This is a genomic window from Leclercia sp. LSNIH8 (assembly GCF_002920195.1).
Classification (GTDB): domain Bacteria; phylum Pseudomonadota; class Gammaproteobacteria; order Enterobacterales; family Enterobacteriaceae; genus Enterobacter.
In genome coordinates this window covers 367,185-385,842 of sequence record NZ_PQJY01000003.1, presented here as the reverse complement: position 1 = coordinate 385,842, position 18,658 = coordinate 367,185, and the positions used below count along the sequence as shown (strand labels likewise).

Annotated in this window: 20 protein-coding genes and 3 pseudogenes; 14 read left to right on the top strand and 9 right to left on the bottom strand. The window is 55.3% G+C overall.

Annotation, left to right across the window (positions count from 1 at the left end; translation table 11 throughout):
* Positions 1-68: 68 nt before the first annotated feature.
* The 5 genes and pseudogenes from C3406_RS10275 to C3406_RS10250 all read left to right on the top strand — a co-directional run bounded on the left by C3406_RS10275 (position 69) and on the right by C3406_RS10250 (position 5,942).
* Positions 69-983 (top strand): bestrophin family protein, encoded by a 915-nt coding sequence (locus tag C3406_RS10275; protein WP_103824423.1) that lies wholly within the window; start codon positions 69-71, stop codon positions 981-983.
* A 152-nt stretch (positions 984-1,135) separates the two neighbouring features.
* Positions 1,136-2,132, top strand: a pseudogene (locus C3406_RS10270) (alpha/beta fold hydrolase).
* Between the two features lie 48 nt (positions 2,133-2,180).
* Positions 2,181-2,920: pseudogene (locus C3406_RS10265) on the top strand (response regulator).
* Positions 2,917-4,218 carry an ATP-binding protein gene (locus C3406_RS10260; protein WP_103824422.1) on the top strand — a complete coding sequence of 434 codons (1,302 nt, stop codon included), beginning with the start codon at positions 2,917-2,919 and terminating at the stop codon, positions 4,216-4,218. The pseudogene C3406_RS10265 and the gene C3406_RS10260 overlap by 4 nt, the downstream one beginning before the upstream one ends.
* 533 nt (positions 4,219-4,751) lie before the next feature.
* Complete coding sequence (locus C3406_RS10250; protein WP_103824421.1) at positions 4,752-5,942, top strand: cytochrome c biogenesis protein/redoxin; 1,191 nt, start codon at positions 4,752-4,754, stop codon at positions 5,940-5,942.
* Here the strand turns inward: C3406_RS10250 and tam are convergent, their stop codons facing one another.
* Entirely contained in the window at positions 5,943-6,701 is a 759-nt protein-coding gene (gene tam / locus C3406_RS10245) for a trans-aconitate 2-methyltransferase (RefSeq protein ID WP_103824420.1), read from the bottom strand. It lies immediately after the preceding gene.
* 87 nt (positions 6,702-6,788) lie between these two features.
* A complete protein-coding gene (locus C3406_RS10240) occupies positions 6,789-7,373 on the bottom strand; it encodes an NUDIX hydrolase (protein ID WP_103824419.1) in 585 nt (194 codons plus the stop codon).
* A gap of 86 nt (positions 7,374-7,459) precedes the next feature.
* On the opposite strand from C3406_RS10240, the gene C3406_RS10235 reads away from it, so the two are divergent.
* The 7 genes from C3406_RS10235 to C3406_RS10205 all read left to right on the top strand — a co-directional run bounded on the left by C3406_RS10235 (position 7,460) and on the right by C3406_RS10205 (position 11,090).
* Positions 7,460-8,215, top strand: coding sequence for a DeoR/GlpR family DNA-binding transcription regulator (locus C3406_RS10235; protein ID WP_103824418.1), 756 nt, complete (start codon positions 7,460-7,462; stop codon positions 8,213-8,215).
* 82 nt (positions 8,216-8,297) lie between these two features.
* Positions 8,298-8,639 (top strand): hypothetical protein, encoded by a 342-nt coding sequence (locus tag C3406_RS10230; protein ID WP_103824417.1) that lies wholly within the window; start codon positions 8,298-8,300, stop codon positions 8,637-8,639.
* Between the two features lie 108 nt (positions 8,640-8,747).
* On the top strand, positions 8,748-9,092 hold the full coding sequence (locus tag C3406_RS10225; protein WP_103824416.1) for an ArsR/SmtB family transcription factor: 345 nt from the start codon (positions 8,748-8,750) through the stop codon (positions 9,090-9,092).
* Positions 9,082-9,513 carry a YeeE/YedE family protein gene (locus tag C3406_RS10220; RefSeq protein WP_103824415.1) on the top strand — a complete coding sequence of 144 codons (432 nt, stop codon included), beginning with the start codon at positions 9,082-9,084 and terminating at the stop codon, positions 9,511-9,513. The genes C3406_RS10225 and C3406_RS10220 overlap by 11 nt, the downstream gene beginning before the upstream one ends.
* 9 nt (positions 9,514-9,522) lie before the next feature.
* Positions 9,523-9,936, top strand: a complete 414-nt coding sequence (locus tag C3406_RS10215) for a DUF6691 family protein (protein WP_233210555.1) — start codon at positions 9,523-9,525, stop codon at positions 9,934-9,936.
* An 88-nt stretch (positions 9,937-10,024) separates the two neighbouring features.
* On the top strand, positions 10,025-10,660 hold the full coding sequence (gene grxB, locus C3406_RS10210) for a glutaredoxin 2 (RefSeq protein ID WP_103824414.1): 636 nt from the start codon (positions 10,025-10,027) through the stop codon (positions 10,658-10,660).
* 112 nt (positions 10,661-10,772) lie between these two features.
* Entirely contained in the window at positions 10,773-11,090 is a 318-nt protein-coding gene (locus C3406_RS10205; protein ID WP_103824413.1) for a YebG family protein, read from the top strand.
* Here C3406_RS10205 and C3406_RS26155 read toward each other — a convergent pair.
* The 3 genes from C3406_RS26155 to C3406_RS10195 form a co-directional block, all read right to left on the bottom strand.
* Complete coding sequence (locus C3406_RS26155; RefSeq protein ID WP_158250567.1) at positions 11,077-11,223, bottom strand: hypothetical protein; 147 nt, start codon at positions 11,221-11,223, stop codon at positions 11,077-11,079. The two genes, C3406_RS10205 and C3406_RS26155, sit on opposite strands and share 14 nt — an antisense overlap.
* A 41-nt stretch (positions 11,224-11,264) precedes the next feature.
* On the bottom strand, positions 11,265-11,927 hold the full coding sequence (gene catA, locus C3406_RS10200) for a type A chloramphenicol O-acetyltransferase (RefSeq protein ID WP_103824412.1): 663 nt from the start codon (positions 11,925-11,927) through the stop codon (positions 11,265-11,267).
* A 178-nt stretch (positions 11,928-12,105) separates the two neighbouring features.
* On the bottom strand, positions 12,106-13,062 hold the full coding sequence (locus tag C3406_RS10195; protein ID WP_103824411.1) for a sensor domain-containing diguanylate cyclase: 957 nt from the start codon (positions 13,060-13,062) through the stop codon (positions 12,106-12,108).
* Positions 13,063-13,194: 132 nt separating this feature from the next.
* Here C3406_RS10195 and C3406_RS26475 point away from each other — a divergent pair.
* Positions 13,195-13,471 (top strand): annotated as a pseudogene (locus C3406_RS26475) (AbrB/MazE/SpoVT family DNA-binding domain-containing protein).
* A gap of 33 nt (positions 13,472-13,504) precedes the next feature.
* Here C3406_RS26475 and C3406_RS10190 read toward each other — a convergent pair.
* Together C3406_RS10190 and C3406_RS10185 are read right to left on the bottom strand one after the other, a co-directional pair.
* Positions 13,505-14,272 carry an alpha/beta fold hydrolase gene (locus C3406_RS10190; protein ID WP_103824410.1) on the bottom strand — a complete coding sequence of 256 codons (768 nt, stop codon included), beginning with the start codon at positions 14,270-14,272 and terminating at the stop codon, positions 13,505-13,507.
* A gap of 74 nt (positions 14,273-14,346) precedes the next feature.
* Positions 14,347-15,168 (bottom strand): alpha/beta fold hydrolase, encoded by an 822-nt coding sequence (locus C3406_RS10185; protein WP_103824409.1) that lies wholly within the window; start codon positions 15,166-15,168, stop codon positions 14,347-14,349.
* 150 nt (positions 15,169-15,318) lie between these two features.
* Here C3406_RS10185 and C3406_RS10180 point away from each other — a divergent pair, with 150 nt between their 5' ends.
* Entirely contained in the window at positions 15,319-15,786 is a 468-nt protein-coding gene (locus tag C3406_RS10180; RefSeq protein ID WP_103824408.1) for a MarR family winged helix-turn-helix transcriptional regulator, read from the top strand.
* On the opposite strand, the gene C3406_RS10175 is transcribed toward C3406_RS10180, so the two are convergent.
* Entirely contained in the window at positions 15,733-16,152 is a 420-nt protein-coding gene (locus C3406_RS10175) for a 2OG-Fe(II) oxygenase family protein (RefSeq protein ID WP_233210554.1), read from the bottom strand. The two genes, C3406_RS10180 and C3406_RS10175, sit on opposite strands and share 54 nt — an antisense overlap.
* 35 nt (positions 16,153-16,187) lie before the next feature.
* Positions 16,188-18,605 carry an excinuclease ABC subunit UvrA gene (locus C3406_RS10170; RefSeq protein ID WP_103824407.1) on the bottom strand — a complete coding sequence of 806 codons (2,418 nt, stop codon included), beginning with the start codon at positions 18,603-18,605 and terminating at the stop codon, positions 16,188-16,190.
* Between the last annotated feature and the right edge of the window lie 53 nt (positions 18,606-18,658).

Here is an 18,658-nt window from a genome sequence, read left to right as displayed (position 1 = left end):
ACATACTTGCAACCGTGATAACGATCACGTTTAATAGTCACCGCTCTTTTTTCCCGATGAAGCTGACTATGATCGTTCGACCCCAACAGCACTGGTTGCGTCTTATTTTTGTCTGGCACGGTTCCGTGCTGACCAAAATCTTTTCCCGCCTGTTCCTCAATTTTTTGCTCTCCATCGTGGTGATCCTGATGTTGCCCTGGTATACCTCGCTGGGCATCCGGCTGACGGTCGCGCCGTTCAGCATTCTTGGGGTCGCCATCGCAATCTTCCTCGGTTTTCGAAACAACGCCTGTTACGCCCGCTATGTTGAGGCGCGACAGCTGTGGGGGCAGTTGATGATTGCCTCGCGCTCCCTGTTCCGGGAAGTGAAAAACACGCTGCCGGAGGATCCGGCGTTAGGGGAGTTTGTCCGCCTGCAGATCGCCTTTGCCCACTGTCTGCGCATGACCCTGCGCAAACAGCCCCAGGCTGGCCAGCTCTCAAAATACCTGTCAGCAGAGAACCTGCGAGCGGCGATGGACTCCAGCTCCCCGGCGAACCGCATCCTGCTGATTATGGGGGAGTGGCTGGCAGTAAGACGCCGCAATGGTGAACTGTCGGATATCCTCTTTCACAGCCTGAATATTCGCCTGAATGATATGTCCACCGTGCTGGCGGGCTGCGAGCGGATCGCCAACACCCCGGTGCCGTTCGCCTACACGCTGATTCTGCACCGTACGGTCTACCTGTTCTGTATCATGCTGCCGTTCGCGCTGGTCAGCGACCTGCATTACATGACGCCGTTCGTCTCGGTATTGATTTCCTATACCTTTATCTCGCTCGATACCCTGGCGGAAGAGCTGGAAGAGCCGTTCGGCGTCGAGAATAACGACCTGCCGCTGGATGCCATCTGCAATGCGATGGAGATTGATTTATTGCAGATGAACGACGAGCAGGAGATCCCGGCGCGCAAACTGCCGGACAAGTACTACCAGCTGACGTAATTTCCCCGGGTAATCAGGCCGACTTTTGTATCGCAGTGTATCTGCGCGCGAGCGCGATACACCGCCTTGCAAAACGGCCAAATCTGCACACATTCGCCATACATCAGGGTGATGAGATAAGCGGGTCGAATACCTGACCCGGAGAAATCACCATGATGAACAAACTGGCTTACTCAACCTTGGCTTTAACCCTCTCATTCGCCACCGTATCCGCCTGTCAGGCCGAGGCGGCGGGCAGCTATTATCACGCGGCCTTTAAGCAGATTCACCAGATTGACGCAGGCGATCTGAATATTGGCTATGTCGATATCGGGCCGAAAAACGGCGAACCGGTGATCCTGCTGCACGGCTGGCCGTACGATATTCAGAGCTATGCCCAGGTGGCACCCGCGCTGGCAGCAAAAGGCTACAGAGTGATCGTGCCGTACAACCGCGGTTTTGGCACCACGCGTTTCCTGTCGTCTACCACCCCGCGTAATGGCCAACCGGCGGCTATGGCGAAAGATGTGATTAACCTGATGGACGCCCTGAAAATCAAACGCGCGGTCTTTGCCGGTTACGACTGGGGCGCGAGAACGGCGGATATTGTGGCGGCGCTGTGGCCTGAGCGCGTGAAATCGCTGGTTTCGGTGAAGCGGGTATCTGATTGGTAATCAGCAGGCGGGGGCGAAACCGTTGCCGCCGAAGGCCGAACTGCAGTGGTGGTATCAGTTCTACTTCGCCACCGAGCGCGGTGAGAAGGGATATGCGGCCAACACCCACGACTTTGCGAAACTGATCTGGACCCTGGCATCCCCCGGCTGGAAATTCAGCGATGCGACCTTTAACATCAGCGCCAAAGCGCTGGATGACCCGGATCACGTGGCGGTGACCATCAGCAACTATCGCTGGCGTCTGGGGCTGGAGCGGGGTGAAAGCCGTTACGACAGCTATGAGCAGAAGCTGGCGGCCGCACCGACCATCAGCGTGCCCACCATCACCATCGAAGGTGATAACAATGGCGCACCGCATCCGGAGCCTGCGGCGTATGCGGCAAAATTCACCGGCAAGTATCAGCATCGCACCTTTACCGGCAATATCGGCCACAATCCGGCCCAGGAAGATCCGCAGGATTTCGTCAAAGCGGTGGTGGATGCGGACAAGTTATAAGCCAGCTATGCTATTTTTTTGCCCATCGCTGAAAAACAGGAGCTTAGGGTGGAGACAACCGATCACATTCTTGTCGTGGATGATGACAGAGATATACGCGAGCTAATCGTCGATTACCTGGTGAAGTCCGGCTATCGCGCCACGGGTGCGGCCAACGGCAAGGAGATGCGCGCCGTGCTCGACAGGCAGGCCGTGGATATGGTGGTGCTGGATATCATGAGCCGGGGGACGATGGCCTCACGCTTTGTCGCCAGCTGCGCAGCGGTCAACATAAGGATCTGCCGATTTTGATGCTGACCGCGCGCCTTGACGATATGGATCGCATTCTGGGCCTCGAGATGGGAGCAGACGACTATGTGGTTAAACCCTTTGTGGCGCGTGAGCTGCTGGCGCGCATCAAAGCGATACTGCGCCGGTTTCGCACGCTGCCGCCCAATCTGCAGGTGACCGAAGCCGGGCGGATCATCGCCTTTGGCGACTGGCAGCTCGACACCAGCGCCCGTCATCTGCTGGATGCTACCGGCACCATCGTGGCGTTGAGCGGGGCGGAGTACCGTCTGCTGCGGGTATTTGTCGATCATCCTCAGCGCGTATTAACCCGCGATCAGCTGCTTAACTTCACCCAAGGGCGGGATGCAGAGCTGTTTGAACGTTCAATCGATCTCCTGGTCAGCCGGGTGCGCCAGCGCTTAAATGAGGATGCGCGCACACCACTGTATATAAAAACAGTACGTAGTGAAGGCTATGTCTTTTCGATGCCTGTAAGCATTGTTGAGGCCAAAGAATGAGGCTCTGGCCGCGCTCGCTCCATTACCGCCTGCTGCTGATTGTCCTGCTGGGGTTGCTGCTCGCCAATGGTCTGAGCCTGACGCTGGTGTTGGCCGAGCGCATGAGCAGCGCCCGGCACGTGATGCTCGGCAATCTGGAAGATGATGTTTCCACCAGCGTGGCGATTCTGGATCGACTGCCGGCAAACGAGCGGGCGCAATGGCTCCCGCGTCTTGAGAGGGGCAACTATCGTTATCTGTTGGGGCCAGGTGAGCCGGGGGCGCCTCCGGCGGATGCCCGTTCACGGGATGCAGTCCGGACCCTGACGGAAACGCTCGCGACCCACTATCCGCTGCGCTTCACGGCAGTGCCGGGGCCGGTTTCGCACATTCAGGCCCACCTGACGCTAAGCGACGGCTCGCCGCTGACGCTGGATCTCACCCCCCGCATGCCCCCGGTCGCTCGCTGGCTGCCGGTGGTCTTTGTGACCCAGCTTTTATTGGTGGTGATCTGCGCCTGGCTGGCGGTGCGCCAGGTGGTGCGGCCCTTTACCCACTTTACCCGGGCAGTGGACACGCTCGAACCCACCAGCCCCAATCCGCTGACGCTCACTGAGCAGGGGCCGCTGGAGGTACGTCAGGCGGCGCGCGCCTTTAATGCCATGCAGGCGCGGATCCAGACGTCGCTGAAGGAGAGGGCGCAGATCCTGGCAGCTATTTCCCACGATCTCCAGACGCCCATTACCCGTATGCGGCTGCGCGTGGAGATGGCCGACCAGCCGGATCTGCGCGACAAGCTCACCCAGGACCTGGACAGCATGACGCGCCTGGTGCGCGAGGGGATAGACTACGCGCGCTCGTCCGGCGTGGCGCCTGAACCGGTTCGTAATGTCGATCTCTATACCTTTATTGATACGCTGGTCTGTGACTACAGCGATACCGGCAAAAATGTGCAGTTCTCGGCGGCGAGAACGCACGTGCCTTTTGCAACCCGTCCGCAGGCGCTGCACCGGATCCTCACCAATCTGCTGGATAATGCCCTGAAGTTTGGCGATAAGGCAGAGGTGACGCTGACGACAGGTGATAACAGGGTGCAGATTGCCGTGGAGGATAACGGACCGGGTATTCCGGAGCATGAGCTGGCGGCGGTGTTGCAGCCGTTTTACCGGGTGGAGTCTTCCCGTAATCGGGAAACCGGGGGGACGGGGCTGGGGCTGGCGATAGCGGCACAGCTTACGGGGCAGTTGAATGGGAAGTTGCAGTTGGTGAACCGGGCTGAAGGGGGGCTTTGCGCACGGATAACGTTGCCAATGGTTTGAGTTTTTACCCTATCGCCGGGTGGCGGCGTTGCCTTACCCGGCCTACAACATAGCGATGCTAAAGCAATCGAATTATTACAGTAGGTTAAAAGACTTACAGCGATGCCCGTGTCCGGCTGAAAATCGCTGAGGCGTTGACCGCAGGCCGGGGCGAGGCGCATGGATGCGCCGAGAGGGGGCGACCTACATGGATGTAGGATCGCCCCCGACCCGAAAGCCGGAGGGAATAAGCCGAAGGCACCGCAACGCGGCGATTTTCTTTGCCGGGAGCCGGGGTAGCCAGGGGGGAGGCGGCGAGCCCCCCTGGCACGTTCACGGGTGACGTTGTTTACAGAGAAGCAAGGAACGTAAGGTGAACGGAACCACCTCGGTAGCCACATGTATACCCATACCTTTCATAACGCCAATTGTACCGCAATGTATCTCCGCTCAACGCCCATACATCACCTGACAAAAACCCCTATCCCTCAACACACCTCAAACACATCCCCACGCTGTAATGGCCTCACTATCAACTGGTAAGTGAGGTGTTTATGTTTCTCGTGATCGCATTTTTAGGCGGCATGGTCAGCCTGCTCAGCCCCTGTACGCTTCCCGTTATTCCTCTGCTGTTCGCCGGATTTCGCGGCCAGCGGCGTCAGCTTGTCGCTATGCTGTGCGGTATGGTGATGATGTTTACCCTGGTCGCCAGCCTGATCGCTGTCGCCAGTGACTGGGTGGTCAGCGCCACCATCGTGGGACGCTGGGTGGCGCTGGTACTGCTGAGTCTCGCCGCCCTGGCGTTGATCTTCCCATCTTTTGCACAGCGCATCGCCGGGCCAGCGTTACGCCTCGGCAATGTGATCAATTCCCGGAGCAACTCTACCCGCGGCTTAGCCTCGGCGGTGCTCGCCGGGCTGGCAGTCGGGCTGCTGTGGTCGCCCTGCGCCGGTCCGGTGTTAGGGGCTATTCTCAGCCTGAGTCTCGCGGGACATAACCCGATTGCTACCGGCAGCCTGCTGGCAGCCTATGGCAGCGGTTGTGCAGTGATGCTCGCGCTGCTTGGCTTCAGTGGGCAGGCGCTTATCGCCCGCCTGAAAGCCAAATCGGGCCTGATGGAGGGGCTGCGAAAAACCGCGGGGGTGATGATGCTGATGTCCGTCGCGTTTACGGCGTTCGGTCTGAACAGCGTCTTTCAGGGGGCAAACGGGCTGGCCGACCGGCTGGAGAAAACGCTGCTGCAACTGGCGCCAGGGAGCCAGACTCCGCCGACGCTTCAGCCGGTGGCACAGCCAGTCACCACCAGCGTGATGCCCTCTCTGGATGGTGGTACCGGATGGCTCAACGGCGAGCCGGTCAGCCCGGCGTCGTTAAAAGGCAAAGTGGTGCTGATCGACTTCTGGACCTGGGACTGCATTAACTGTCAGCACTCGCTGCCGTACGTTCGCGACTGGGCCAACAAATATAAGTCACAGGGTCTGGTGGTGGTCGGCGTCCATACCCCGGAGTATCCGTGGGAGAAACCGCTGGCCTCGGTGCAAAAAGCCATTAACAAATGGCAGCTGCCGTACCGGGTGGTGACTGACAATAACTATAAAATCTGGACCGCCTTTGGCAATCGCTACTGGCCTGCGCACTACTTCTTCGATGCCAAAGGGCAACTGCGTTACGCCTCTTTCGGCGAAGGGAATACTGACAAGCAGGAGCAGGTGATCCAGCAGCTGCTGAAAGAGGCAAAAGCGTAGCTACGGTGTGCGTCGGGCGATGATAAACAGCCGCGGAAAGGCCAGCAGTATCTGCCCATTTTCCTGGAGTGGATACTGCTCCTCCAGCAGCTGATGATAGCGATGCAGATAGCGCTGCTGCTCACTCTCATTGAGATCCTGAAGCCACGGACGCAGGCCAGTGGCGCTTACCCAGTCGACGATCGCCTGGTGGGAGGCCATCTGGTGATAATAGGTCGTACGCCAGATATCCACCTCGCAGCCCGCTTCGGTCAGGATATCGTAATAGGCATGGACGCCGGGGAGCGCTGCCCGGCCGCGATCCGGATAAACCTGTTCTAACGCCACCTCACGCATCAGCACGTGGGTGGGCTCCAGGTCGTTATCCGGCATCTGGATAGCCAGTACGCCGTGCAGTTTCAGCATTGAGACCAGATGCGGCAGCAGTTCATAGTGATTCTCTACCCACTGCAAGGAAGCATTGGCGTAAACCACGTTCAGGGTGCGTTCGGGACGGTAGTGGCGAATATCCGCCTCAATAAACCGACACCCTGGCAGGGCGGCTCTGGCTTCTGTGAGCATGGCGGGCGAGGTATCGACGCCGGTTATCTGCGCCGTGGGCCAGCGCTGCTGCAACAGCGCCGTGCTGTTGCCCGGTCCGCAGCCGAGATCGACCACATCGGTAACGTTATCCAGCGCAATCCGGGACAGCAACTCTAAGGCGGGGCGGGTGCGCTCCGCGCCATATTGCAGATACAGGCCAGGGTTCCAGTCGGTCATGCGGGCATCTCCAGTTTGATCTTTTCTGAAGTGTAGATGATGGGGTTTCAGACATGACAGAAATCCCTTTCTGTCGGTGCGCGGATGTTAGACGATCTTCTTCAGGATAACGTGATAGAGCAGCATGATGGTTTTGCCGTCGACGATAGTGCCATCATCAATAGCCCTGAGCGCCTGTTCAATGGGCCATTCCAGCACTTCGATATCTTCACCTTCGGCCTCGATACCGCCCCCTGCGCCGGTGCGATCCCCTGCGTGATATTCCGCGATGTAAAAATAGAGCTTTTCGGTGACGGAGCCGGGGCTCATAAAGGCTTCGAACACCTTCTCCACCTGGTCAATCTGGTAGCCGGTCTCTTCTTCCACTTCGGCTTTGATGCGCTTTTCCGGGGCCATATTATCAAGCAGGCCTGCGGCGGTTTCGATCAGGTAACCGTCGTGACCGTTTATATAGACCGGAAAGCGAAACTGGCGGGTGAGGATCACCGTTTTTTTCTCGCGGTTATAGAGCAGGATGGTTGCACCGTTTCCCCGATCGTAGGCTTCGCGATTCTGACGCTGCCACTCTCCGTTGCGACGGCGCAAATCGAAGGTATATTTTCTGAGTGTGTACCAGTCATCTGACAGCGTTTTGCTGTTGAGAATGCGTACTTCTGCACGAGTTGATTGCACGATGCCTCCTGTATAGGTAGAGTGACCATCATAGTCTGCACGTTCGTGCAATATCAAGATCAAACATGCAACCTCAGGAATCCCTCATGCTCACCCGTCAACGCAAACAGCTGATCCTTGAAAAACTGAATACCGAAGGAGAGGTGCTCTCTAAAACCCTCAGCATCGAATTTCAGGTGTCGGAAGATACCATTCGCCGGGATCTGCGCGAGCTGGCAGCCGAGGGGCGTTTACAGCGGGTGCATGGCGGCGCGCTGCCGGCATCAAAAGCGGTATCCAGCTTTGCCGAGCGCAGCCACCTTGGCATCGACGCCAAAAAGCGGGTGGCGCAGAAGGGGGTTGAGCTTATCTCGCCGGGACAGGTGGTGATCATTGATGGCGGGACGACCACGACCGAGCTGGTTCGCTGCTTGCCGACGGATCTCTCCTTTACGGCGGTCACCCACAGTCCCGGTATTGCGTTGGCGCTGGTGGACCATCCCCGGGTTGAGGTGATCCTGATTGGGGGGCGTTTGTTCCGCCACTCTATCGTCACGGTGGGAGCCGCCGCGATTGAGGGTATCGAACGTATCCATGCAGATCTCTTTTTCATGGGGGTAACCGGTATTCATCCGGAAGCGGGGTTAACCACCGGTGATTATGAAGAAGCGTGCATCAAACGCGCATTTTCCGGCAGGGCCGCCGAAACGGTGGTACTGGCGTCGCCGGAGAAGATTAATACCGCTTCACCCTTCCTGATTGGCGGGCTTTTGCTTATCAATACCGTGGTGGTTGAACCGGATACTGACAGTCGCTGGGTTGAGGCGGTGGTCGGGCAGGGCGTGTCGGTTGTTAAAGCGTGACGCGAAAATGCTAATCGCAGGAAGAGCGCAGCCGTATAAGCTACGCTTTTGCAGTAACCTGTTCATTACTAAGGACTACGTGATGCTGCAAAAAATCAGCCTTATATCCCTTGCCTGTTTACTCTTCACCGGCTGTATGTCCATGTCCGGTGAGGGCACTTCGCCCGAAGAGAAGAAGTTTCGTAAAGTCGAGGCCGCGGCGAAAGAGTGTGCCGAGATTGTGAAAAACCAGACTATCGAACTCACTGCCGAGGGCAAAGACGCCGACACCCGCTGGACGACCATCGACTATGTGGGGCCCGATCAGCGTACCCGCACCGTAGAATATCGTACCTCGTCGGTGCTGGATAACGGCGAACCGGGTAGAGCGTGGCAAACCTGTATGTCGGATAAAAAAGCGCTGGTGCCTGAGCTGAAATTATAAGGTCAGGCCACCTGGGAAAGAAAAACTACCGGCTGCCATCTGCCGGTTTTTTTGCTATGCGTCCCGGCAAACAATATACTAAAATACATTATATAAATATGTATATCGATGGGGCATATCGTGACTACGAATAGCGATATTCAGGATGCAATGAAACAGGCGGCACTGGGGGCTGCGGAGCTTTTGCGCGGTTTGTCTAATGCGGACAGACTCCTGTTGATGTGTCAGTTAAGTCAGGGGGAAGCGAACGTTGCGCAGCTTGAAGAGGCGGTGGGGATCCGTCAGCCTACGCTGTCCCAGCAGCTGGGGGTGTTGCGGCGTTTAAAGCTGGTGGAGACCCGACGTACAGGTAAACAGATTTTCTACCGGATTGAGGATCCGCGGATCTTCACGCTGCTTAACACCTTATATGACCTCTATTGCCCACAGAAAGGTATCGATCATGAGCGTTGATTTCTCTCACTTTACGCCACTGATTAGCCTCGCGGGCGGGGTATTAATCGGGCTTGCCGCCATACTACTGATTCACTTCTGCGGGCGAATCGCCGGGATCAGCGGCATTGTGGCGGGGATGCTAACGAAACAGACCCGTAAAGAGGGGTGGCGGATAGCCTTTTTAGTCGGTCTTATCGGTTCACCTCTGCTGTTCAGCCTTTTCTTTCCCTTACCTGAGATAACGGTTCATACCTCGTGGCCGCTGATTATCGTGGCGGGCCTGCTGGTGGGCGCCGGGACGCGTCTGGGATCCGGATGTACCAGTGGGCATGGCGTCTGCGGGCTGTCGCGTTTTTCCAGACGCTCCCTGGCGGCCACGCTGACCTTTATGGCTGTCGGCATTGTTACCGCAACGCTGACCGGTTTCTGGCTCGGTTAAGGAGGAGATATGTTAATGGCCATTGCCGCGTTTCTGTGTGGCCTGATTTTTGGCGTGGGTTTGCTGATAAGCGGGATGGCAAATCCCGATAAGGTGCTTGGCTTTCTGGATCTCTCTCAGCCCTGGGATCCCTCTCTTGCCTTCGTGATGCTCGGGGCGATTGCGGTGGGGATAGTCGGCTTCAGGTTAGCTAGAGGCAGACAAACGTCGTTTTGCGGGGCGCCGATCCGACTGCCGGAGAATAACACCGTAGACCGCGCGCTGCTGGTGGGCGCCATCCTGTTCGGCCTGGGTTGGGGACTGGCGGGTATTTGTCCCGGACCGGCGCTGGTCTTGCTGGGGGCGGGCGCAGGGAAGGGTGTGCTGTTTGTGTTGTCGATGCTGGCCGGAATGTGGATCGTGAACAAAGCCCGGCCAGCGTAAAAAATTAGGCTGGAAACCTTGACCCGATTTGCCCGATCCTGTCAGGTAATTCATCCCATCATCCATCTGTTTAGAGAAAGAGAGCGCTATGAAACTCTATGTGTATGAGCATTGCCCGTTCTGTATCCGCGCGAGAATGATCTTTGGTCTTAAAAAGGTGCCCTTCGAGCTGGGCGTGATAATGGAAGGGGATGTCGAAACGCCAACCCGTATGGTGGGCAGAAAGGTCGTGCCGATCCTGCAAAAAGAAGCGGGCGTTTACATGCCGGAAAGCATGGATATCGTCCATTATGTCGATGAGCTTAATGGTGCGCCGGTCATCAAAGGTGAATGCGATCCCCTGATTGAGGCCTGGTGCAAAGAGAACACGCGCACCGTCTTTAACCTGGCGATCCCACGTTTTACCCGAGCGGATTTTAAAGAGCTGTCCACCCCAGCCGCGCGCGAAGCCTATACCCAGCGTGAGATAAAAGCGTTTGGCGATCTGGAGGCATTAATGGCGAATAGTCAGGCCTTTATCGATACGCTGGTGGATGAGCTGGCTAAAATCGAGCCCTATCTGCGTGCCAGACACCCGATAAGCATCACCGATTTTTATCTTTTCCCGGTGCTGAACTCGCTGACGATTGTGAAAGGCTTCCCGTATCCGGACTACCTGAGCGACTATCTGGACCACGTTGCGACATCCTGTAACGTACCGCTGTTTACCGATAAGGCATTGTAATTGAAGGTGGGCTCGCCCCCTGAACATAAGCAAGTTTATCCAGCGCATTTTTGGCTGCAACACAAACAAGGAAGTGCTATACTGTATATAATTACAGTATAGGGGGTGCATAATGGCTGTTGAAACAAAATATGTTGTCGTAAGAAAAGGTGAAGAGAAAATGACATTTGCCAGTAAGAAAGAGGCTGACGCTCACGACAAATTGCTCGACCTCGCAGAAGCGTTTACCGACTGGCTGGTGCAAAGTGACATGCAGATGGATGAAACGCAGGCTGAAAATCTGGGGCTCTATCTCGCCGAGCAGAAAGAGGCCGTGCAGCATATTCTGCGTACCAGCAAACTTCCCGATCTCAATGCCGCAACAGCAGCAGAGAAAGCAGCGTCAGATGAAAGTAGCAGTAAAAAAATCAGAGCAGTTAAAGCTGCCTGATCAATACATCATCGCTGATCCTGTCGCCGCGAGTGGGAAACTGCTCGCGGTTTTTTTTGCCATATGCCAGGCGCAGATGGGTGAATGTGGTAAGGAAGGCAGGAAACAGGCAGGGCATTAACGTAATCGTCATCGCTGATGCCTGTTCCTCGCTCAATAACAGAAGTGGCCCGTTTAAGCACGGTGCGGTAAGTCGCTCATTATCTCTTGTATTTCATTAAACAGTCTTGCCAGATGGAAACCATCGCAAACGGAATGGTGGACCTGAACGGCGAGAGGCAACAAGGTCTTTCCATCCTGTTCGTAGTATTTGCCAAAGGTGAACATGGGCGCGAAAAAGTTCTTCATGTTTGCAACGTTGACATTGAAACTGGTAAACGTTGCCCAGGGAATAGCCGATACGAAAAATATATTGTCCGGTGACTCGCCCTTAGGCCAGTAAGAAAGGTTATTCCCGTAGCGTGCAACGTCCTCAGAATAGGTTTTTTGGAAGTGCTCCATATTGCCATCGTAATGACTCCATAATGATGAAAACGTCTCCGTTTCATTATGAAAAATGGTGTAGCTTGGATAAACTTCCTTCCATATAACCAGCTCATCGTCTTTCATGGCCATACGAAACTCGGTATGCCTGTTTACGACTTCAGAAATGATGGAGATGATAGTAGGGTAAAACTTCCAGCCCACATCTTTAATATGTTTCAGCAGATCGGTGATGTCTAAATTAACAGTCTGGTTAATGGTGCTCTGAGCAAAAGACTGAAATACCGCAAAATGCTCCTTCCTGGCCCAACGAGATAAGTCAACAGGCGTATAGTCTGGGATTGTTTTTTTCATTTTTAACCCTTTGATTAGCGATGTAATTCAGCGTTCAGCGTAAGATTTTTCCATGATAAACCAGCATATCTCATTATCACGCTGATATGCATCGGTAAAGTGAGGCTGATTGCCAGTTACGTTAAGAAGAGCGGTGACTGCGACGGTACCTTAAACATTGCTGCGCAAAGCGCTCCTTTTAAAGCTGTTTCCTGCGCTTCACTGAGTACATCACTTCGTCACTTTTTTTGATCATTTCGTCAAGCGACGAATACTGGCCCTGATCATTGTGCAGAACGCCAGAAGAGTAATTGATATTGTACGGTTTACCTGATTTTTCGTTGTAATCGTCAACCCCCCGACGAAGCGCATGCAAAAAATCCTCCGTACTGCTCCGGGTGGTAATGAGCACGGCGAATTCGTCTCCACCCAGCCGACCGGCAATATCGCCGGGCTTCAGGAACTGAAACAACAGTCCTGAGAAGACTTTCAGAACCTCATCGCCTTCAGCATGCCCCCAAAGATCATTGATAGGTTTGAATTTATCCAGATCAAAAAAGATAAGGCTGAACGGTGTATTACGCTCAGTGAGGGTGCGGAACCGTTTTTCTCCTGTCCGGTAAAAACCCCGCCGATTAGCTATTCCGGTCAGGCTGTCGGTCATTGCCATGCCGATGACCTGAAATTCATCCTCAACAATGAAGGCAAGATCCTTGAGTGAAGCAATATCCTCGTCGTTAAAGCTACGAGGGAGGGTATGAATGAGGCAAAGCGTACCTGCCACTTTTCCGTCAGGCAGATGCACCGGGTAGCCAGCGTAAAATCTGATGTAAGGTTCACCGGTGACCAGGGGATTATCATGAAAACGCTCATCAACAGATGCATCGTTAACGATAAAAGCGCCATCCTGCAAAATGGCATGCCCACAGAATGAGATATTACGTGGCGTTTCCCGGACACCGAGACCCTCGCATGCAATCAACCATTGTCGCTCGCGATCCAGCAGGCTTATCAGGACCACAGGTACCTGAAAGATTCGCCTGGCAAGCCGGGTAAGACGATCAAAACGCTCATCGTCTCTGGTATCAAGCAGGTCTGCGAGATAAAGCGACTTTAGTCTTTCTTCTTCATTTTCCGGTATGCCGGGGAATTTCATAGAACCTCAACGACTTATGCGCGTTTTTGATGTTTTCATCTACACCACAATATTCTTTAGCTGAGTATAGGATAAGCAGAAATTACCCGCCTGTCTGGACACTGATATCTGTTTCTGTCGGGCCTTGTCAGCGTGAGAACCGTATCCATTTTTAAAAATGGCAACAACCGCGCCATCTGCTTGTTCCGCGAAATGGATTTTGAGGGGGGGCGAATTGGAGATCATCAGAAAAAGGTACAGCATCATTCTGCGCCCCGTCCGGCCGACCTGGGACTCGTTCGCGAAGATGGAGAAAACGCCCGCCTTTTACCGCAGGCGGACGATCTCTCTTCTGTTTATTTCGAAGGCAGCTGACACTGTATACCCTGGCGGTTGCACCGCAAAAAAAAGTCCGGGACAGTGCCTCTGACGGGGAATGGCGTCAAAGACAGGACAAAGAGATTTATTTCGCGGCTTCCTCAATAAGTGTGGCTACGTCCTGGGGATGAGAAACCATCACGACATGGGATGCCCCTTTGATCACCACGGTGTGCTTTGATCCCGCGCGTTCAGCCATAAAACGCAAACTTTGGGCAGGGATATTTTTGTCGCTGTCACCATAAATGAAGTAAGAGGGCACTGTTTTCCAGGCGGGGGCTTCCGATTTTTCAGTTAATGCTGCTTCGGTCACAGGTCGTTGTCCTGCCGCCATCAGCGCAGCTTTTTCAGCTGACACGTCATGAGCGAATTGCTGGTGGAACTTCGACTGCTCAATGGACAGATCGACGTTACCATCAGCCAGCTTAACCGGCGCGGAAAGCGCCTCGCCAAGAGTGCCACCGGGGAATTTCCCCGCCAGTTCAGCGGCAGCCTCACCCGTGTCAGGAGCAAATGCGGCGACATAAACTAGTGATTTAACATTTTTCGTTTCCCGGGCTGCGTTCGTTATCACCTGGCCGCCATAGGAATGCCCGACAAGTACAACAGGTCCTTTAATATTGTTCACAACAGAAGAGACGTAAGCTGCATCAGTCGAAACACTGCGCAGCGGATTAGCCGCTGCGACGACGTTATACCCATCTTTCTGCAGGATGCGGGTGACATCATTCCAGCTTGATGAGTCAGCAAAAGCACCATGAACCAGGACAACAGTCGGCTTTGCGGTTTCGGCGAAAGCACTGGCAGACAGCAGAGCGGTAGCAATAGCGAGGGAGGCAGCAAATTTAGACATGATAGTTTCCCTTTTAACACAGTTGATAAGGTATGCGTATGATGGGTGTGGCCTGTATGGAACAGGCCACCTCGTTAGCCGCGAATAAAGCCCAGGACGTCAGCATTAAAGCGGTCGGCCTCTGTTTCAGCCAGACCATGTGAGCCGCCGGCATATATCTTCAGTGTGGCGTTCGCAACGATCTCAGCGGCGCGGTGTGCTGATGCCTTAATGGGCACAATCTGGTCATCGTCACCATGAATAATCAGAGTAGGGCGATCAATCTGCTGCAGATCGCGGGTGTAGTCGACCTCGGAGAACTCACGGATGCAGTCATATTGTCCTTTAATACCTCCCTGCAACCCGATCCTGCGAAAGTTTTCCCGCAGCCCGTCATTGGTTGGTACATGGTCGCGATTGAAGCCATAGAATGGAATGGTCAGGTCGAAGAAGAATTGAGCACGGTTTTTGGCCGTTCCTTCGCGAATGGCATTAAATACCTCCAGCGGAGTGCCGTCGGGATTAGCATCGGTCCGGAGCATCTGAGGAGGTACTGCGCCAACCAAAACAACTTTAGCTACACGGGAAGTACCATGACGACCGATATAATGTGCAACTTCGCCACCCCCTGTGGAATGACCTACTAAAATCAGGTCTTTCAGATCCAGCGCTTCAATAAGTTCGGCCAGATCGTCAGCATACTGATCCATATTGTTGCCATGGAATGTCTGGTCCGAACGCCCGTGGCTGCGCCGGTCATGAGCGATGACCCTGAAGCCATTCTGGCTGAAGAAAAGCATCTGCTGATCCCAGGCGTCAGACGATAACGGCCATCCGTGAGCAAAGAGGATTGGCTGACCTGAACCCCAGTCTTTATAGAAAATGGCAGTCCCGTCTGTCGTTGTGAATGTGGACATATCGTTCTCCTGTTATGAATTGTATGTTGCTGCGCAATTGATTTGTGCGCGACTTGTTTGTGTGTGAATTAATCTGGCATTACTTTTTGTTGTTGTCAATCGCTTGCAATTAAATCGCACACAAATTATTTTAGAGGGACTGGAGGACATATGACTAAAGAGATAAATACCGGGGATTTACTTCCGGATGTGCACGGCATGCTCTGCTTCTCGCTATATTCCGCGGGACATGCGTTTACGCAGCTCTATCGCCCAATGCTCGATAAGCTGGGTTTAACCTATCCCCAGTACCTGGTGATGATCACTCTGTGGAATCAGGATGGACGCACTGTGAAGGAACTGAGTGGAATACTCTTCCTTGAGTCCAGCACGCTGACTCCTTTACTTAAGCGGCTGGAGAGTGCGGGGTTGATCACCCGGACACGCAATCCGAAGGATGAACGTGAAGTGCTTATTCATCTGACAGAGAAGGGGGACACACTGAAAATTGAGGCCAGCAATATCACGCGCTGTATTGTGGATACCCTTGGAATGGATGCGGATGCAGTTGCTGACATTAAATCATCAGTCGATAAGATCCGTGATCAGATACAGCGTGCACAGAGACCGGACAAGTGATGTTTCATAGACCGGGACGTCGCGATGCCATCCCAGCTGCGTGCCGGGTAGGTATTCGGTGACGAGCAGATGGGAAATCGTCCCGTGCTCAATCCTCAGCCAGTCGGCGACGCGGTTTCGCAGCGGAACCAGACGTGCATCAAGCCTCGGACTGGGCTTGACGGTATGCGTATTGAAATCGTAAAGCCCGCCGAAGCTGAGAATACGGACCTTTGATTCATACTCTTTATACCGTGCAGGCATGAGAGGCAGCGTGGCGATAATCTCCAGCAAACCTGTCTCTTCTTCCGGCGTGAGAAAGTCGGCCTGATAAATCAAGCCCGGAATGGAGGGTAGCCCTTCGTCTGCAAACAAATCAAACTGCATGTATCCTCCGAAACCATCACTAAACCTGACCGGCGTTACTCGTCAGGATCGCCATTCCTTTTTTTTAGCCTGGCCGCAAGCCAGGGCGCGGTGAGGCTTTTCTTACTGCGGCTGACCTCTTCCGGCGTGCCGGCCGCAATGATACGTCCGCCGTTTTCGCCCGACCCGGGACCGAGATCGAGAACCCAGTCGGCTTCTGCGGCAATGAGCATATCGTGCTCCGCCATGACCACCGTATCGCCGCGCTGAACCAGACTGTCGAGGACCCGCATCAGCTTGTCCATGTCCGCTGGATGCAGCCCCGTGGAGGGCTCGTCAAGCAGATAGAGTGTTTTACCCCGCTGTACGCGTTGCAATTCCCAGGCGAGCTTAATGCGCTGGCATTCGCCGCCGGATAGTTCGGTGGCGGGCTGCCCCAGTTTCAGGTAGCCGAGACCGAGCGAGGCAAGCGCGGCCAGGGAGCGCTGGATGGTGTCATTATGTCTGAACACCTCAACGGCTTCATCGACGGTGAGATCCAGCACGTCTGCTATCGTTCTGTTATGCCAGCGGACCTGGAGTGTATCCTCATTGTAGCGCCGTCCGCCGCAGGCGGAGCAGGGCGCGCTTGCCTGGGGCATAAACATCAGTTCGATAGTGATCTGTCCCTGTCCGTCGCAGGCGGGGCAGCGGCCGGCGGGCAGGTTAAAGGAAAAGCGGCTGGCGTCAAAACTTCGCTTTTTCGCTTCGTCGGTATCGGCAAATAGCTTGCGCACGGTATCAAAGAAGCCGGTATAGGTCGCCAGGTTAGAGCGCGGCGTGCGCCCGATGGGTTTCTGGTCGATGCGGACCAGACGTTTCAGAGTAGTCCCGCCAGCCGTGATCTTACCCTGTACCTCCGGAACCAGGCTGTCTTCCTCTGACTCCTCATCCTCAGGGGTTTTGTCGAGTCGCTGAAGCAGCGCCGGGAGCACCCGGGCCAGAAGCGTGGACTTGCCCGATCCGGATACGCCGGTGATGGCGGTCATCCGTTCAAGAGGGATGCGGACATCCAGCCCGTGAATGTTATTGCAGGTGATTTGCTCAAGCTCCAGCCAGCGATCGGGAAGTTCACGCCTGCGCAGGCCCGGACGGTGTTTGTCGAAGAGGTAGCCTGCGGTAGGTGAGCGGGAAACCCGTGCCAGACCGGATGGCGCGCCGTTATAAACGATCTCACCGCCCAAGTGCCCGGGACCGGGCCCCACCTCCGTGAGCCAGTCGGCTTCGGCGATAACGTCCAGATTATGTTCGACAATAACCAGCGAGTTGCCAGCCTCCAGAAGCAGGCGCAGGGACTGGAGGAGGGCGCGAACATCTTCCGGATGCAGACCGGCTGCCGGCTCGTCGAGCACGTAGATCACGCCAAACAGGCGGGAGATAAGCTGCGTGGCCAGTCGGATACGCTGCAGCTCGCCGGAAGAGAGCATGGTAGTCCGCCGACCGAGAGAGAGGTGGCCGAGGCCTAGCCTTTCGAGCTGGTCGAGGCGGCCGCAGATATCGGTCGTCATCCTGATGACGGCCTCCCGCAGCGCGGCTTCGCCAGGCATATGCGGCGAACGGCCTTCGGCAAAGGGTAAAAACAACCCCTTTAACTGCGTTATCGTCAGCTCACCCATTTCGGCAATGTCATGGCCCGCAAAGGTGTAGGCCAGAGCATTGCGGTTGAGCCGTTTGCCGTGGCATTCGTTGCACGGCGCCACGGTGATGAAGCGGGAGAGGCGTTTTTTCACTGACTCCTTACCGCCCGAATAGCTTTGCAGAAGATATTTTCTGGCACTGGTATAGGTACCGGTATAGGCGGGCTCGGTGCCTGCCGCGAGTGCCTCCTGGCGCTGCTCCGCATTTAGCCCCATGAAAATCGGCACTGACGGCTGTTCGTCGGTGAAGAGGATCCATTCCCGATCTTTTTCAGCCAGCGTATTCCACGGGGCATCGATGTCGTAGCCCAGCGAGTCAAGAATTGAGCGCAGGTTTTTTGCCTGCCAGCCGTTGGGCCAGGAGGCTATCGCCCCTTCGCGGATGCTAAGCGACCCGTCAGGAACAAGCGCGTCGGCCTTCACTTCATGCACCATGCCCATGCCCTGACAGGCAGGGCAGGCGCCCTGAGGATTATTGGGCGAGAAGGCTTCTGCCGGCAGGAACGGGATGTCGGTGGGATGGATGCCAGCACGTGAAAAAAGCAGCCTGAGGGTGACGGAGATCCGCGTCAGGCTGCCAACCGTTGAGCGTTCCTGCGCGCCGGCCCGGCTCTGCTGCAGGGCTATGGCGGGCGGCAGCCCGTCTATGCCGTCCACGTCCGGTGCCGAAGCCTGCTCAATCAGGCGCCGCGCATGCGGCGCAACAGATTCCATAAACCGTCGCTGAGCCTCGGCGTAGAGTGTGTCGAACGCCAGGGAGGATTTACCCGATCCGGATATCCCGGTAAAAACCACCATGGCATCACGGGGAAAGGTGAAGGAAACGTCCCGGAGGTTATGCGTCCTGGCTC